The organism is Streptomyces naganishii JCM 4654, assembly GCF_014650575.1.
In the GTDB taxonomy this organism is placed as follows: Bacteria; Actinomycetota; Actinomycetes; order Streptomycetales; family Streptomycetaceae; genus Streptomyces; species Streptomyces naganishii.
Window position 1 is genome coordinate 439,712 of record NZ_BMVF01000002.1, and the last position, 14,716, is coordinate 454,427.

Annotated in this window: 13 protein-coding genes; 10 read left to right on the plus strand and 3 right to left on the minus strand. The window is 70.7% G+C overall.

Going from position 1 to position 14,716, the window contains the following annotated elements:
• Positions 1 to 159: 159 nt before the first annotated feature.
• Positions 160 to 735 (plus strand): dCTP deaminase, encoded by a 576-nt coding sequence (dcd, locus tag IE217_RS04800; protein WP_190176415.1) that lies wholly within the window; start codon positions 160 to 162, stop codon positions 733 to 735.
• 13 nt (positions 736 to 748) lie between these two features.
• The gene (locus IE217_RS04805) at positions 749 to 1,246 is read left to right on the plus strand and encodes a phosphoribosyltransferase (protein ID WP_190176416.1); all 498 of its coding nucleotides are present in this window, start codon (positions 749 to 751) and stop codon (positions 1,244 to 1,246) included.
• A 59-nt stretch (positions 1,247 to 1,305) separates the two neighbouring features.
• Here the strand turns inward: IE217_RS04805 and IE217_RS04810 are convergent, their stop codons facing one another.
• Positions 1,306 to 2,256: a Yip1 family protein gene (locus IE217_RS04810; RefSeq protein ID WP_190176417.1), complete on the minus strand. Its 951-nt coding sequence runs from the start codon at positions 2,254 to 2,256 to the stop codon at positions 1,306 to 1,308.
• 195 nt (positions 2,257 to 2,451) lie between these two features.
• Between IE217_RS04810 and IE217_RS04815 the strand changes: the two genes are divergently transcribed.
• Entirely contained in the window at positions 2,452 to 2,790 is a 339-nt protein-coding gene (locus IE217_RS04815) for an antibiotic biosynthesis monooxygenase family protein (protein ID WP_190176418.1), read from the plus strand.
• A gap of 165 nt (positions 2,791 to 2,955) precedes the next feature.
• Here IE217_RS04815 and IE217_RS04820 read toward each other — a convergent pair whose 3' ends face one another.
• Positions 2,956 to 5,238: a (Fe-S)-binding protein gene (locus IE217_RS04820; RefSeq protein WP_190176419.1), complete on the minus strand. Its 2,283-nt coding sequence runs from the start codon at positions 5,236 to 5,238 to the stop codon at positions 2,956 to 2,958.
• Positions 5,239 to 5,461: 223 nt separating this feature from the next.
• On the opposite strand from IE217_RS04820, the gene IE217_RS04825 reads away from it, so the two are divergent.
• The 7 genes from IE217_RS04825 to IE217_RS04855 all read left to right on the plus strand — a co-directional run bounded on the left by IE217_RS04825 (position 5,462) and on the right by IE217_RS04855 (position 13,755).
• Complete coding sequence (locus tag IE217_RS04825; protein ID WP_190176420.1) at positions 5,462 to 6,673, plus strand: MraY family glycosyltransferase; 1,212 nt, start codon at positions 5,462 to 5,464, stop codon at positions 6,671 to 6,673.
• Between the two features lie 188 nt (positions 6,674 to 6,861).
• Positions 6,862 to 8,709 (plus strand): molecular chaperone DnaK, encoded by a 1,848-nt coding sequence (gene dnaK, locus IE217_RS04830; protein WP_190176421.1) that lies wholly within the window; start codon positions 6,862 to 6,864, stop codon positions 8,707 to 8,709.
• Positions 8,706 to 9,395 carry a nucleotide exchange factor GrpE gene (gene grpE, locus IE217_RS04835; protein WP_190176422.1) on the plus strand — a complete coding sequence of 230 codons (690 nt, stop codon included), beginning with the start codon at positions 8,706 to 8,708 and terminating at the stop codon, positions 9,393 to 9,395. The genes dnaK and grpE overlap by 4 nt, the downstream gene beginning before the upstream one ends.
• Positions 9,396 to 9,434: 39 nt before the next feature.
• Positions 9,435 to 10,613, plus strand: coding sequence for a molecular chaperone DnaJ (gene dnaJ / locus IE217_RS04840; protein WP_190176423.1), 1,179 nt, complete (start codon positions 9,435 to 9,437; stop codon positions 10,611 to 10,613).
• Between the two features lie 5 nt (positions 10,614 to 10,618).
• On the plus strand, positions 10,619 to 11,068 hold the full coding sequence (locus tag IE217_RS04845; protein WP_190176550.1) for a heat shock protein transcriptional repressor HspR: 450 nt from the start codon (positions 10,619 to 10,621) through the stop codon (positions 11,066 to 11,068).
• 355 nt (positions 11,069 to 11,423) lie between these two features.
• Positions 11,424 to 12,530 carry a sugar ABC transporter substrate-binding protein gene (locus tag IE217_RS04850; RefSeq protein WP_190176424.1) on the plus strand — a complete coding sequence of 369 codons (1,107 nt, stop codon included), beginning with the start codon at positions 11,424 to 11,426 and terminating at the stop codon, positions 12,528 to 12,530.
• A 172-nt stretch (positions 12,531 to 12,702) separates the two neighbouring features.
• The gene (locus IE217_RS04855) at positions 12,703 to 13,755 is read left to right on the plus strand and encodes a helix-turn-helix transcriptional regulator (protein WP_190176425.1); all 1,053 of its coding nucleotides are present in this window, start codon (positions 12,703 to 12,705) and stop codon (positions 13,753 to 13,755) included.
• Here IE217_RS04855 and IE217_RS04860 read toward each other — a convergent pair.
• Positions 13,709 to 14,710: a helix-turn-helix domain-containing protein gene (locus IE217_RS04860; protein WP_190176426.1), complete on the minus strand. Its 1,002-nt coding sequence runs from the start codon at positions 14,708 to 14,710 to the stop codon at positions 13,709 to 13,711. The genes IE217_RS04855 and IE217_RS04860 overlap by 47 nt on opposite strands.
• Between the last annotated feature and the right edge of the window lie 6 nt (positions 14,711 to 14,716).

Here is a 14,716-nt window from a genome sequence, read left to right on the forward strand (position 1 = left end):
GTCCCCGGTCCCGGCACCGGTGTCCGCGCAGGCGAGCGCACCGGCGTCGGTCCGGCAGCGGTGATCTCGCGGGAGCGGTAGCGCGCGGGGCAGGTACCGAGGTGGCGCGTGGGGTCGTCCGATTGCGGGCGCTCCGCGCGCCTTGCGTATCCTCGGGGCGTGCTTCTCTCAGACAAGGACATCCGGGCCGAGATCGACGCCGGGCGGGTGCGGATCGATCCCTACGACGAATCCATGGTGCAGCCGTCGAGCATCGACGTCCGTCTCGACCGCTACTTCCGGGTGTTCGAGAATCACCGCTACCCCCACATCGACCCCTCCGTCGAGCAGCCCGACCTCACGCGGCTCGTGGAGCCGGACGGGGACGAGCCGTTCATCCTGCACCCCGGGGAGTTCGTGCTGGCGAGCACGTACGAGGTCATCACACTCCCGGACGACCTCGCCTCGCGGCTGGAGGGCAAGAGCTCGCTCGGCCGGCTCGGGCTGGTCACCCACTCCACCGCCGGGTTCATCGACCCGGGCTTCTCCGGGCACGTCACGCTCGAGCTGTCCAACCTCGCCACGCTGCCGATCAAGCTCTGGCCGGGCATGAAGATCGGGCAGCTGTGCATGTTCCGGCTCACCTCGCCCGCCGAGGCGCCCTACGGCAGCGAGCGCTACGGCTCCCGGTACCAGGGGCAGCGCGGCCCCACCGCCTCGCGCTCCTACCTCAACTTCCACCGCACGCGGGTCTGAGGAGCGGCAAGGCATGAGCGACGTACGTGAGAACCTGACCTACGAGCGCTTCGGCACCGCCGTGCGCGAGCTCGCGCAGACGATCGCCGACGACGGCTACGAGCCGGACATCGTGCTCAGCATCGCGCGCGGCGGGGTCTTCGTGGCCGGCGGCCTCGCCTACGCCCTGGACTGCAAGAACATCCACCTCGTGAACGTCGAGTTCTACACCGGGGTGGGGACCACCCTCGAGATGCCCGTCATGCTCGCGCCGGTGCCCAACGCCATCGACTTCACCGAGAAGAAGGTGCTCATCGCGGACGACGTCGCCGACACCGGCAAGACGCTCAAGCTGGTCCGCGACTTCTGCCTCGACACCGTCGCCGAGGTGCGCAGCGCCGTCATCTACGAGAAGTCGCAGTCCCTGGTGAAGTGCGAGTACGTCTGGAAGCGCACCGACGACTGGATCAACTTCCCGTGGAGCGTCCAGGAACCCGTGGTCAAGCGGGCCGGGCAGGTGCTCGACGCCTGAGGACGCGCACGCGGGAGGGGCCCCGGCCGTCCGGCCGGGCCCCCTCCCGCGTGTACTGCCTAGAAGGTGCCCAGCTTCACGATCGACAGCAGCGCGATCAGCTGGATCGCCGACGCGCCCAGGGCCTTGGGCCAGGGCAGGTCGTGGGAGCGGCTGACCATGAGGGTCAGCAGGGCGCCCCCCGCGATCCAGGTGGCCCAGCCGAGCAGCTGCACGAAGCCGGCGTCGCCGCCGAAGAACATCGCGAGGAACAGGCGGGGCGCGTCCGTGATCGACATGATCAGCATGGACAGGCCCACGGTGGGCTGCCAGGCGCCGTCCCCGCCGAGCTGGCGGGCCAGGGTGTGGGTGACCACGCCGAGGACGAAGGAGCTGATCACCATCGCCACGGCGGTGATCAGGACGATCGGGACCGCGTTGGAGAGCGTGGCGTTGATCGCGTCCTTGCGGGCGCCGTCGAAGCCGAAGACCGCGAGCAGGCCGTAGAGGAACGTCACGACGAGGGCGGGGCCCCACATCGTGTAGTCGCGCATCTGGAGGAACGTCTGCTTGGGGGAGAGGACGATCCCGCGCAGCAGGTCCTTCCAGTGCAGGCGCGGGCCGATCGGGCCGGCCGGGGCCGAGCCCGCGCGGTAGGTCCCGCCCTGCGAGTACGGGTCCTCGCCGACCGCGAACGCCTGGGTGTGACCCGGGTTGTTGGCCGCGTACGGGTCGGGGGCGCCCTGCGCGTACGCGCCGCCGTCGCCGAAGTACTCCGGCTCGCCCTGACCGCCGTAGCCGCCCCCGTAGCCGCCTGCCTGGCCGCCGCCCTGGGCCTGTGGCCACCCGCCGCCCGGCCCGCCGGCTCTGCCGCGCCCGGAGCGGGGCTGCGCCTGCGGGTACGGCTGCGGCGCGGGGGGGTAGCCGTACGACGGGGCCTGGGGGGCCTGCTGTCCGTACGGGGGTCGTTGCGGTCGCGCTTGCGGGGCGCGGTTGTCCCGGCCGCCGCGTCCGATCCTGAATCCAGCCACGTCATCGAACGTACCCGGTCCCGGAGAGTGACGTGCGGGGGCCGGGCGTTCGGTGGCCCTTTGCGGCTGAGCTGTGACATCCCCTAAGGGAGCCCCGGGGACGACCCTGAGGGACCCGACCGGGGCGCGCCCGAGGTTGCGTCGTCACGTGTGTTCGAGGAACCGGAGGGGCGCGGGAGCGGGCACCATGGGGGCATGAGCGTAGTCAAGATCAACGTACTGACCGTGCCGGCCGAGCAGCGCGAGACGCTGGAGAAGCGGTTCGCCCACCGTGCCCACGCCGTGGAGAACTCGGACGGCTTCGAATGGTTCGAGCTGCTCCGTCCGGTCGAGGGCACCGACCAGTACCTCGTCTACACGCGCTGGCGGGACGAGGAGTCGTTCCAGGCGTGGCTCGAGGGGCCTATGAGGGCCGCGCACCGCGGTGAGGGCGAGAGCGAGGGCGAGGGCGGACAGCGGCCGCAGCCCGCGGCCACCGGGTCCACCCTGTGGTCCTTCGACGTCGTCCAGCAGGCGGCCCCGAAGGGCGCGTAGCCGCGGGCCGCGCCGGCCTGCGGGCGCGCCGAGCGCAGACGACGGCGGCTCCGGGCGCAGACGACGGCGGCTCCGGGCGCAGACGACGGCGGCTCCGGGCGCAGACGACGGCGGCCCCTGTCCCACCCGGACAGGGGCCGCCGTCACGCCGTCGTCAGGCCGCGGTCACTTCACCGGCTCGGGCTCCGGCTCGGTCTCGCCGGCCACCTCGCCCGCCGGGTCGACCGGCGTCCTGACGGAGTCCAGCAGGAGCTGGGCGACGTCGACGACCTGGATGGACTCCTTGGCCTTGCCGTCGTTCTTCTTGCCGTTGACGGAGTCGGTCAGCATGACCAGGCAGAACGGGCAGGCGGTGGAGACGATGTCGGGGTTCAGCGACAGGGCCTCGTCCACGCGCTCGTTGTTGATGCGCTTGCCGATCCGCTCCTCCATCCACATCCGCGCGCCGCCGGCGCCGCAGCAGAAGCCGCGCTCCTTGTGGCGGTGCATCTCCTCGTTGCGCAGGCCGGGGACCTTGCCGATGATCTCGCGCGGGGGCGTGTAGATCTTGTTGTGGCGGCCCAGGTAGCACGGGTCGTGGTAGGTGATGATGCCCTCGACCGGGGTGACGGGGACGAGCTTGCCCTCGTCGACGAGGTGCTGGAGCAGCTGGGTGTGGTGGATGACCTCGTAGTCGCCGCCGAGCTGCGGGTACTCGTTGCCCAGGGTGTTGAGGCAGTGCGGGCAGGTGGCGACGATCTTCTTCGCCGACTTCGGCTTCCTCGACTCCGGGGTGACCTTGCCCTCGTCGTCCAGCTCCTCGCCGAACGCGGTGTTCAGGGCCATCACGTTCTCCATGCCGAGCTCCTGGAACAGGGGCTCGTTGCCCAGGCGGCGGGCGGAGTCGCCGGTGCACTTCTCGTCGCCGCCCATGATCGCGAACTTGACGCCCGCGATGTGCAGCAGCTCGGCGAAGGCCTTGGTGGTCTTCTTGGCGCGGTCCTCCAGGGCGCCGGCGCAGCCGACCCAGTACAGGTACTCGACCTCGGTGAGGTCCTCGATGTCCCTGCCGACGACCGGGACCTCGAAGTCGACCTCCTTGAGCCACTCCAGGCGCTGCTTCTTGGCCAGGCCCCAGGGGTTGCCCTTCTTCTCCAGGTTCTTGAGCATCGTGCCCGCCTCGGAGGGGAACGCGCTCTCGATCATGACCTGGTAGCGGCGCATGTCGACGATGTGGTCGACGTGCTCGATGTCGACCGGGCACTGCTCGACGCAGGCGCCGCAGGTGGTGCAGGACCACAGGACGTCCGGGTCGATGACGCCGTTCTCCTCGACGGTGCCGATCAGCGGGCGCTCGGCCTCGGCGAGGGCGGACGCCGGGACGTCCTTCAGGGCCTCCTCGGACGCCTTCTCCCCGCCCTCCATGGTCTTGCCGCCGCCGGCCAGCAGGTAGGGCGCCTTGGCGTGCGCGTGGTCGCGCAGCGACATGATCAGCAGCTTGGGGGAGAGCGGCTTGCCGGTGTTCCAGGCGGGGCACTGCGACTGGCAGCGGCCGCACTCGGTGCAGGTGGAGAAGTCCAGCAGGCCCTTCCAGGAGAACTGCTCGACCTGGGAGACGCCGAAGACGTCGTCCTCGCCCGGGTCCGCGAAGTCGATCGGCTTGCCGCCGCTCGTCATCGGCTGGAGGGCGCCGAGCGCGGTCTCGCCGGTGGCGTTGCGCTTGAACCAGATGTTGGGGAAGGCCAGGAAGCGGTGCCAGGCCACGCCCATGTTGGTGGTCAGGGAGACGACGATCATCCACACGAAGGACGTGCCGATCTTGATCATCGCGACCAGGTAGACCAGGTTCTGCAGGGTGGTGACGCCGAGGCCCTTGAAGGCGAGGACCAGCGGGTACGAGGCGAAGTACCCGGCCTCGTAGTGGTCCACGTGGTGCAGGGCGCCCTCGAGGCCGCGCAGGACGTAGATCGCGAGGCCGATGGTGAGGATGACGTACTCGACGAAGTAGGCCTGGCCGGCCTTGGAGCCGGCGAAGCGGGACTTGCGGCCGGGCCGCGACGGCAGGCTCAGCAGCCGGATCGTCATGAGCACGGCGATGCCGAGCACGGTCATCACGCCGATGAACTCGATGTACATCTCGAACGGCAGGAAGTCGCCGATGACCGGCAGCGTCCAGTCGGCCTGGAACAGCTGGCCGAAGGCCTGCGCGAGGGTCGGCGGCAGCGTCAGGAACCCGATCGCCACGAACCAGTGGGCGATGCCGACGATGCCCCACCGGTTCATGCGGGTGTGGCCGAGGAACTCCCGGACCAGGGTCACGCTCCGCTGGTAGGGGTTGTCGGACCGGGCGCCGGCGGGTACGGGCTGGCCCAGCTTGAAGTACCGGACGAACTGGCCGATGGCACGGGCGAGCAGCGCAACGCCGACCACGGTCAGGACCAGCGACACGATGATCGCGGCGAGTTGCATTGGGGCTCCTGAGGCGGCCTCGAGATTACTGAGGAGTTATTACTAAGCGGTAACTTATGCAGTCCGTCTGAGACTACCCCCATCCTCCGTCGCAATGCAGCCGGGTGCGGCGTGATCTGAGTCGCTGAGGGTGGTCCGACGATTCACGATTCAAGCCGATCCCACCCTGTTCTGATCGTGTTATTCACACCCGATCGACCGATATGCACCTAATTTAAGAACCGTGCTCTACGGGATCGCCACCGCCATCACCGCCCTTCTGGCCGCCGCCGCGCTCTCGGCGCTGCTCCGGGTGCTCGCGCTGCGGCTGGGGCTTGTCGACCGCAGGCGGCGGCTGCGCCCCGTACCGCTGCTCGGGGGTCTGGCCGTCGTGGTCAGCACGTGCGTGGTCGCGGCGGCCGGGGGCTGGACCGGCGCGGCGCCGCTGAGCGCGCCCGTGGGACGGCTGCTGTCCGCGGGCGCCGGGGTCGCGGTCCTCGGGCTCGTCGCGGACGTGTGGCGGATCAGGACGCGGCTGCTGCTGGTGGGCACGCTCGTCGCGGCCGCCTTCGTGGTGCCCTACGGCGAGACCGGGCTGCCCATGGGGATCGCCTCGGTGGCCTGGATCGCCTGTGTGGCCGTCGCCTTCCGGGGGCTGGACCACGCGGACGGGCTGGCCGGCACGGTGGGCGTGCTCACCGCCTTCGGCGCGGGCGCGTGCGCGGCGGTGGAGATGATGGACGACCTGGCGGTGCTGCTGAGCGTGCTGGCGGCCGCCCTGACCGGCTTCCTCATGCACAACTGGCATCCCGCGCGGATCGCCTTCGGCGCCTGCGGCTCGCTGTTCACCGGCTTCGTCCTCGCCTCGGCCGCCGTGCTCACCCGGACGGGCTACGACGCGCTGTCCACCGCCGCCGTGCTGTTCGCGCTCACCGCCGTCGCGAGCGCCGACGCCGTCCTGGTCGTGCTCTCCCGGAGGCTCGCGGGGCGCCCCCTGCGGCGTCGCGGCCCCGACCACCTCGCGCACCGGCTGCGCCGGCTCGGGCTCACCGGACCGGGCGCGACCGTGCTGCTCGGCGCCTGGGCCTTCGCGGCCGTGCTGGTCGGCGCGCTGGTCCACGCCGGCTGGCTCGGCCGGGACGCCGTGCTGTGGGTGGCCGGGGTGAGCCTGCCGGCGGTCCTCGGCCTGCTCCGGGTGCGGGTGTACGGGCCCAGGGGGCGGCCGGAGCGGGGCGCGCAGGGGGCGTACGGCACCCAGACGCACCTCACCCGGACCCACGCCACTCAGGGCGGCGCCGCGCAGCACGACACCACCCGGACGGCCCGGGGCCGGGCGGCCGCAGATGTCTACGACGCGCGCTCCCGGGCACGCGTGCGCAAGGACGTGGGACTCCCGGCGCCGCCGCGCTCCGGGGGCCCCCGCTCCGGCACCCGCGCGCCCGCCCGGTCAACCTGAATACGTCACCCGCCACCCTCCGTACCGATCGGCGATCCACCGGCAGCCTGCATAACCGCAGGTCAACGCGGCCATGCGTGTAAGTGCTGGATAAGAGTTGAGCCCGTCCGGCTCAGGTCTGTTGACCCAGCGCGAGGCGTCGTGCACACTTGAGTCCGTTCCACTCAAGTCAGCTGGAGGAAATCACCATGGCACGTGCGGTCGGCATCGACCTGGGCACGACTAACTCCGTCGTCAGCGTTCTGGAGGGCGGCGAGCCCACCGTCATCACCAACGCCGAGGGCGCCAGGACCACGCCGTCCGTCGTCGCCTTCGCCAAGAACGGCGAGGTGCTGGTCGGCGAGGTGGCCAAGCGTCAGGCCGTCACCAACGTCGACAGGACCATCCGGTCGGTCAAGCGCCACATGGGCACCGACTGGAAGATCAACCTGGACGGCAAGGACTTCAACCCGCAGCAGATCAGCGCCTTCGTGCTGCAGAAGCTGAAGCGGGACGCCGAGTCCTACCTGGGCGAGAAGGTGACCGACGCGGTCATCACCGTCCCGGCGTACTTCAACGACGCCGAGCGCCAGGCCACCAAGGAGGCCGGCGAGATCGCCGGTCTGAACGTGCTGCGCATCGTCAACGAGCCGACGGCCGCCGCCCTGGCGTACGGCCTCGACAAGGACGACCAGACCATCCTGGTCTTCGACCTCGGTGGCGGCACCTTCGACGTCTCCCTGCTGGAGATCGGCGACGGCGTGGTCGAGGTGAAGGCCACCAACGGTGACAACCACCTCGGTGGCGACGACTGGGACCAGCGCGTCGTCGACTACCTGGTCAAGCAGTTCCAGTCCGGCCACGGCGTGGACCTGTCCAAGGACAAGATGGCCCTCCAGCGTCTGCGCGAGGCCGCGGAGAAGGCCAAGATCGAGCTGTCCTCGTCCTCCGAGACCTCGATCAACCTGCCCTACATCACCGCGTCCGCCGAGGGCCCGCTGCACCTGGACGAGAAGCTCACCCGCGCCCAGTTCCAGCAGCTGACCGCGGACCTGCTGGAGCGCTGCAAGACGCCGTTCCACAACGTCATCAAGGACGCCGGCATCTCCATCAACGAGATCGACCACGTCGTCCTCGTCGGCGGTTCCACCCGCATGCCCGCCGTCGCCGAGCTCGTCAAGGAGCTGACCGGCGGCAAGGAGGCCAACAAGGGCGTGAACCCGGACGAGGTCGTCGCCATCGGCGCCTCGCTCCAGGCCGGTGTCCTCAAGGGCGAGGTCAAGGACGTCCTGCTGCTCGACGTCACCCCGCTGTCCCTCGGCATCGAGACCAAGGGCGGCATCATGACCAAGCTGATCGAGCGCAACACGACCATCCCGACCAAGCGCTCGGAGATCTTCACCACGGCCGAGGACAACCAGCCGTCGGTGCAGATCCAGGTCTACCAGGGCGAGCGCGAGATCGCCGCGTACAACAAGAAGCTCGGCATGTTCGAGCTGACCGGTCTGCCGCCGGCGCCGCGCGGCGTCCCGCAGATCGAGGTCTCCTTCGACATCGACGCCAACGGCATCATGCACGTGACCGCCAAGGACCTGGGCACGGGCAAGGAGCAGAAGATGACCGTCACCGGCGGCTCCTCGCTGCCGAAGGACGAGGTCGACCGCATGCGCCAGGAGGCCGAGCAGTACGCGGAGGAGGACCACCGCCGCCGCGAGGCCGCCGAGACCCGCAACCAGGGCGAGCAGCTCGTCTACCAGACCGAGAAGTTCCTCAAGGACAACGAGGACAAGGTCCCGGGCGAGGTCAAGACGGAGGTCGAGGAGGCCGTCGCCGAGCTGAAGGAGAAGCTCAAGGGCGAGGACACCGCCGAGATCCGCACGGCCACCGAGAAGGTCGCCGCCGTCTCCCAGAAGCTCGGCCAGGCCATGTACGCCGACGCCCAGGCCTCGCAGGCCGCCGGCGGTGCCGGTGACGCCGGCGCCGGCCAGGCGAAGGCGGACGACGACGTCGTCGACGCCGAGATCGTCGACGAGGACCGGAAGGACGGTGCCGCGTGACGGAGGAGACCCCGGGCTTCGACGAGCAGCAGCCGCAGGCTCAGCCTCAGCAGCCCGACGTCCCCTCCGGCGCCACCTCTGACGACGCCGAGCCGCAGGCCGCCTCCCATGACAAGGGGGCGGCCCCGGCCGGGGACGCGGACCGCACGGCCGCCGTGACGGCCCAGCTGGACCAGGTGCGCACCGCGCTCGGCGAGCGCACCGCGGACCTCCAGCGGCTGCAGGCGGAGTACCAGAACTACCGGCGCCGGGTCGAGCGCGACCGGATCGCGGTCAAGGAGATCGCCATCGCGAACCTCCTGACCGAGCTCCTGCCCGTGCTCGACGACATCGGACGCGCGCGGGAACACGGCGAACTGGTGGGCGGGTTCAAGTCCGTCGCCGAGTCGCTGGAGACCGTCGCGGCCAAGATGGGGCTCCAGCAGTTCGGCAAGGAGGGCGAGCCCTTCGACCCGACGATCCACGAGGCCCTGATGCACTCCTACGCACCGGACGTCACCGAGACGACGTGCGTGGCGATTCTGCAGCCCGGGTACCGGATCGGCGAACGCACCATCCGCCCCGCGCGGGTGGCGGTGGCCGAGCCCCAGCCCGGCGCCCAGACGGTCAAGCCGGGCGAGGAGTCCGGCGCCGCCGAGGGCGACGCGCCGGGCGAGGACAAGGACAGCGGCCCTGAGGAGGGCTGACGTAATAACCAACGGAGCACGAGAGGAGGGACGTCGGGGATGAGCACCAAGGACTTCATCGAGAAGGACTACTACAAGGTCCTCGGCGTCCCCAAGGACGCGACCGAGGCCGAGATCAAGAAGGCGTACCGGAAGCTCGCCCGCGAGTTCCACCCGGACGCCAACAAGGGCAACGCCAAGGCCGAGGAGCGCTTCAAGGAGATCTCCGAGGCCAACGACGTGCTCGGCGACCCCAAGAAGCGCAAGGAGTACGACGAGGCCCGCGCCCTGTTCGGCAACGGCGGCTTCCGTCCCGGCCCCGGGGCGGGCGGCGGCTCCTTCAACTTCGACCTGGGCGACCTCTTCTCCTCAGGCGGCGCCCAGGGCGGAGGCGGAGGCTTCGGCGGCGGGCTCGGTGACGTCTTCGGGGGCCTGTTCAACCGGGGCGGCACGCAGACCGGCACCCGCACCCAGCCGCGGCGCGGCCAGGACATCGAGTCCGAGGTCACGCTGAGCTTCACGGAGGCCATCGAGGGCGCGACGGTCCCGCTGCGCATGTCAAGCCAGCAGCCGTGCAAGGCCTGTTCGGGCACCGGCGACAAGAACGGCACCCCGCGGGTGTGCCCGACCTGCGTCGGCACCGGCCAGGTGGCGCGCGGTTCGGGCGGCGGGTTCTCGCTGACCGACCCGTGCCCGGACTGCAAGGGCCGCGGCCTGATCGCGGAGAACCCCTGCGAGGTCTGCAAGGGCTCCGGCCGCGCCAAGTCGTCCCGGACGATGCAGGTCCGCATCCCCGCCGGGGTGAACGACGGGCAGCGCATCCGGCTGCGCGGCAAGGGCGCCCCGGGCGAGCGCGGCGGACCGGCCGGCGACCTGTACGTGGTGGTGCACGTCGGGGCGCACCCGGTCTTCGGCCGCAAGGGCGACAACCTCACCGTCACCGTGCCGGTCACCTACCCGGAGGCCGCGCTCGGCGGCGAGGTGCGGGTGCCCACGCTCGGCGGGCCGCCGGTCACGCTGAAGTTGCCCCCGGGCACGCCCAACGGCCGTACGATGCGGGCCCGCGGCAAGGGCGCGGTCCGCAAGGACGGCTCCCGCGGCGACCTGCTGGTCACCGTGGAGGTGAGTGTCCCGAAGGACCTGTCGGGGAAGGCTCGTGACGCGCTCGAGGCGTACCGCGAGGCGATGGCGGGCGAGGATCCGCGGGCGGAGCTGTTCGAGGCCGCGAAGGGAGCATGACTGAGATGGACGGCCGTCGTCGCAACCCGTACGAACTCACGGAAGACACCCCGGTGTACGTCATCTCCGTGGCGGCGCAGCTGTCCGGGCTGCACCCGCAGACCCTTCGCCAGTACGACCGGCTCGGCCTGGTCTCCCCCGACCGCACCGCCGGCCGGGGCCGCCGTTACTCGGCCCGTGACATCGAACTGCTCCGCCAGGTGCAGCAGTTGTCGCAGGACGAGGGCATCAACCTGGCCGGCATCAAGCGGATCATCGAACTGGAGAACCAGGTCGCCGCGCTGCAGTCCCGCGTCGCGGAGCTCCAGGCGGCCCTGGAGGGCGCGGCGGCCACCATGCGCCAGCGCGAGGCCGCCGTGCACGCCTCCTACCGCCGCGACCTGGTGCCGTACCAGGAGGTCCAGCAGACCAGCGCGCTGGTCGTCTGGCGCCCCAAGCGGCAGCAGCCGGACTGACGGCAGGCGGACGACGGACCGAGGCCGGGAGAGCCCGAGAAGGGCTCTCCCGGCCTCGGTCCGTCCGTGCCCGGATGCCACTTGGCCGAGTTCTTTCGCTGCCGTGCTCGATGGCCAAAGGTTGTTCGGAACTTTGCGCGAAGATGAACCACGCCTCGATGGAGGGTCCGTAAAGGGCGTTTGGAGGGGGTTCCGCAACGATTTCCAAGGTCTTCACAGGTGCAGCGGAGCGTGGTGTTGTCATCTCGTTAAGTGGTTCCGCTTGACGTCGATGGTCGCCTGCGCGTTGGCTTTTCAGTCACCTGGGTCGCAATGCTGCGTCCTCGTCCGGAAGGCACCAGAAGTGAGCACCTCGATGCGTCGTATCGCCATAGCCGTGGCCGCGCCCACGCTGTCCTTCTCGCTGGCCGCCTGCGGGGCGCTCGGCGGGTCAGGGAGCAGCGCCGATGCGAGCCCGACCAAGGGCGACGACGTGAAGGTGGGTCTGCTGCTGCCGGAGACGGCGAACACGCGCTACGACAAGTTCGACTTCCCCATCATCAAGGACAAGGTCGCCTCCCTCACCCGCAACCAGGGCAAGGTGGACTACGCCAACGCGGGCGCGGACGCGGACAAGCAGGTCAGCCAGATGCAGCGGATGATCGACGAGAAGGTCGACGTCATCCTGCTCGACGCGGTGGACTCGCACGCGATCGCCGGCGAGGTGAAGAAGGCCAAGGACGCGGGCATCCCGGTCATCGCCTACGACCGGCTCGCCGAGGGCCCGATCGACGCGTACATCTCCTTCGACAACGAGCTCGTCGGCGAGGTGCAGGGCCGCTCCCTGCTGGACGCCCTGGGTTCGAGCCGCGACACCTCCTCCAAGATCGTCATGATGAACGGGTCGCCCACCGACCCCAACGCCAAGCAGTTCAAGCAGGGCGCGCTGGCCCAGCTGAACGGCAAGGTGACGATCGCCGCGTCCTACGACACCAAGGACTGGAAGCCGGAGAACGCCCAGGCGAACATGGCCCAGGCGATCAGCGAGATCGGCAAGAACAACATCGCCGGTGTCTACTCCGCCAACGACGGCATGGCCGGCGGTGTCATCAAGGCCCTCAAGGCGGCGGGCGTCACCAGCCTGCCCCCGATCACCGGCCAGGACGCCGAACTCGACGCGGTGCAGCGGATCGTCGCCGGCGAGCAGTACATGAGCGTCTACAAGTCCTACCCGACGGAGGCCGAGACCGCCGCCGAGATGGCCGTCGCCAAGGTCCAGGGCAAGGACATCCAGTTCGACTCCCTGACCCGGGACAAGGTCAGCAGCCCGACCAACAAGGACGTCCCCTCCCAGCTGGTCTCCGTGGTCGCGCTGACCAAGAACAACATCAAGGACACCGTCATCGCCGACGGCATCTACAAGGTCTCCGACATCTGCACGGCCAGGTACCGGTCGGCGTGCGTGGCGATCGGCCTCAGGTAAAGCTCCCGCACGCCTCGTCACCTTGCTGCAACGCGCCAGGCGGAGGCCGGTGCACACCGGGTGAAACCGGTGCTTATGGAGAGCCGGCCCCCAGGGAGCCGTGTTGCACAGCCGGTCCGGTCCGCGCATAGTTGCGCTGCGGAAGAGGCGGAAACCGGGGGTGTGATGGGCCATGGCCGGGCACGGGGCGGAGGAGCATCCACACGGTGCCGACCGACTGTGCGGGGCCGGGGAGCGCGTGTATTCCCGGGCCGTGCGGCGGGGCCGTGTGCCGCGCCGGGACGCCGAGCCGGTGCCGTGCCTGCTTGAACTGGCCCTGCTGCACCCCGACCCCGACGACATGGACTTCCTGGTGCCCACCGCGCCCCAGGAGGTCATGACCCGGCTGCTGCGCGGGATGTACGACGAGGTCAGCGACAGTCACCGGCGGGTGGGTTCGGCGGTGGCCGCCTTCGAGCGGTACGCCGGGCTCGGCCGCCAGGTGCAGCTGTCCTCGGCGGCGGGCGAGGGCACCGCGATCCGGGTGCTGGACGGGCTGTCGCGCATCCAGGCGGCCATGGACGAGGCGACCGAGGCGTGCACCACCGAGGTGCTGACCGTGCAGCCGGGCGGCATCCGCCGCGAGCACGAGCTGACCGAGGGCCTGCACCGGGCGCTGGCGCTGCGCGGGCGCGGGGTGCGGATGCGCGACCTCTACACCCATGTGGCCCGGCACGGCCAGGGCCTGCTCAACTACCTGGAGCTCATGGGCGACGCGGTCGAGGCGCGCACCCTGGACGAGGTCATCGACCGGCTGATCCTGTTCGACCGCACGGTCGCCTTCGTGCCCGCCAACGCCGACCGCACGATGGCGCTGGAGCTGCGTCACCCGGCCCTCGTGGAGTACCTGGTGACGGTCTTCGAGCGGCTGTGGCGGCTGGCGATCCCGCTGACCGCGCCGCTGCCCGACACCGGCATCGAGGGCATCTCCCACCGCGAGCAGTCCATCGCCGCGCTGCTCGCCGAGGGCCATCAGGACGCCGTGATCGCCGAACGGCTGGGCATCAGCGTGCGCACCTGCCGGGCCCACATCGCCCGCCTGTCGGAGACGCTGGGCGCGGCCAGCCGTACGCAGCTGGGCGTGCGGATCGCCCAGGCGGGCCTGGACGGCGCCCCGCGCACGGCCGGGGCGGGCGCGGTCAGCGTTCCCGGTGCTGCGGGTCCAGGATCCCCGACCGGCCGATGAGGTAGCCCAGCTGGGCCCTGCTCTCACTGCCGAGGGTGGCGGCGAGCTTGGCGATGTGCACACGCGCGGTGCGCACGTTCATGCCCAGCCGGTGGGCGATGACGGAGTCGGTGTGCCCCTCCACGAGCAGGCCCGCTATGGCCCGCTGGCGGGGCGTGATGCCGTCCGCGGAGGGCTGCTGGACGGCAGGGGGGTGCATCGGGGTGGCCAGCCGCCAGAACCGCTCGAAGGCGGTGACGAAGTACGTGATGAGGGCGGGGTGGCGGATCTCCAGGGCGAGGGTGCCGTCCTCGTTGGCGGGGACGTAGGCGACGGTGCGGTCGACGACGATGAGCCGGTCGGTGACCTCGTCGAGCGAGCGCGCCTCGACGTCGCCCCTGAGCTGCTCGTAGCGGGCGCGGGCGAGCGGGAGATGGCGGTGCGTGTGCTGGTAGAGGGTGCGGATGCGGCCGCCGCGGTCGAGCAGGGCCTGGTCGCGGACCATGGAGATGGCCTCCGCGGTCTCGGCGCGCTCGTTGCTGACGCGGCGCACGGGCGGCTGGACGCACAGGCACTCGCCGGACGCGTCGGCCATCGCCGCGTCGATGGCCCGGTTGATCCGCTCGGTGCCGCTCAGCAGCCGGAACGCGGAGGTCTCCGGGGTACGCGGCTGCCGGCCGCCGAGGCGCAGCAGGGGCGCGAAGCTCTCCGTGAGCCGCTCCTCCCGGCGCCGTTCGTCCGCTATGCGCTCGGCCGTGGCGCGCAGCAGCCGGTGCAGCGCGGTGGCCGGGGCGACGGGCTCCAGCCGGCCGGGTTCGTCGACCGCGGGGTGCAGCAGCCCGAAGTCGACCAGGCAGGGCGCCTCCTGAGCCTCCTCGGCGGGCAGCCGGCCGTCGCGCAGGGCGCGTTCGTACAGTGCCGTTCCCGCGGAGCACAGGTCGGCCGCGCCGTGCTCCGGATGGGGTGCCGGGCTCACTGGGGT

Coding starts and splice junctions, on each gene's coding strand:
- IE217_RS04805 (WP_190176416.1), top strand. CDS start 749: ATGAGCGACGTACGTGAGAACCTGACCTACGAGCGCTTCGGCACCGCC.
- IE217_RS04815 (WP_190176418.1), top strand. CDS start 2,452: ATGAGCGTAGTCAAGATCAACGTACTGACCGTGCCGGCCGAGCAGCGC.
- IE217_RS04820 (WP_190176419.1), bottom strand. CDS start 5,238: ATGCAACTCGCCGCGATCATCGTGTCGCTGGTCCTGACCGTGGTCGGC.
- dnaK (WP_190176421.1), top strand. CDS start 6,862: ATGGCACGTGCGGTCGGCATCGACCTGGGCACGACTAACTCCGTCGTC.
- dnaJ (WP_190176423.1), top strand. CDS start 9,435: ATGAGCACCAAGGACTTCATCGAGAAGGACTACTACAAGGTCCTCGGC.
- IE217_RS04845 (WP_190176550.1), top strand. CDS start 10,619: ATGGACGGCCGTCGTCGCAACCCGTACGAACTCACGGAAGACACCCCG.
- IE217_RS04850 (WP_190176424.1), top strand. CDS start 11,424: ATGCGTCGTATCGCCATAGCCGTGGCCGCGCCCACGCTGTCCTTCTCG.
- IE217_RS04855 (WP_190176425.1), top strand. CDS start 12,703: ATGGCCGGGCACGGGGCGGAGGAGCATCCACACGGTGCCGACCGACTG.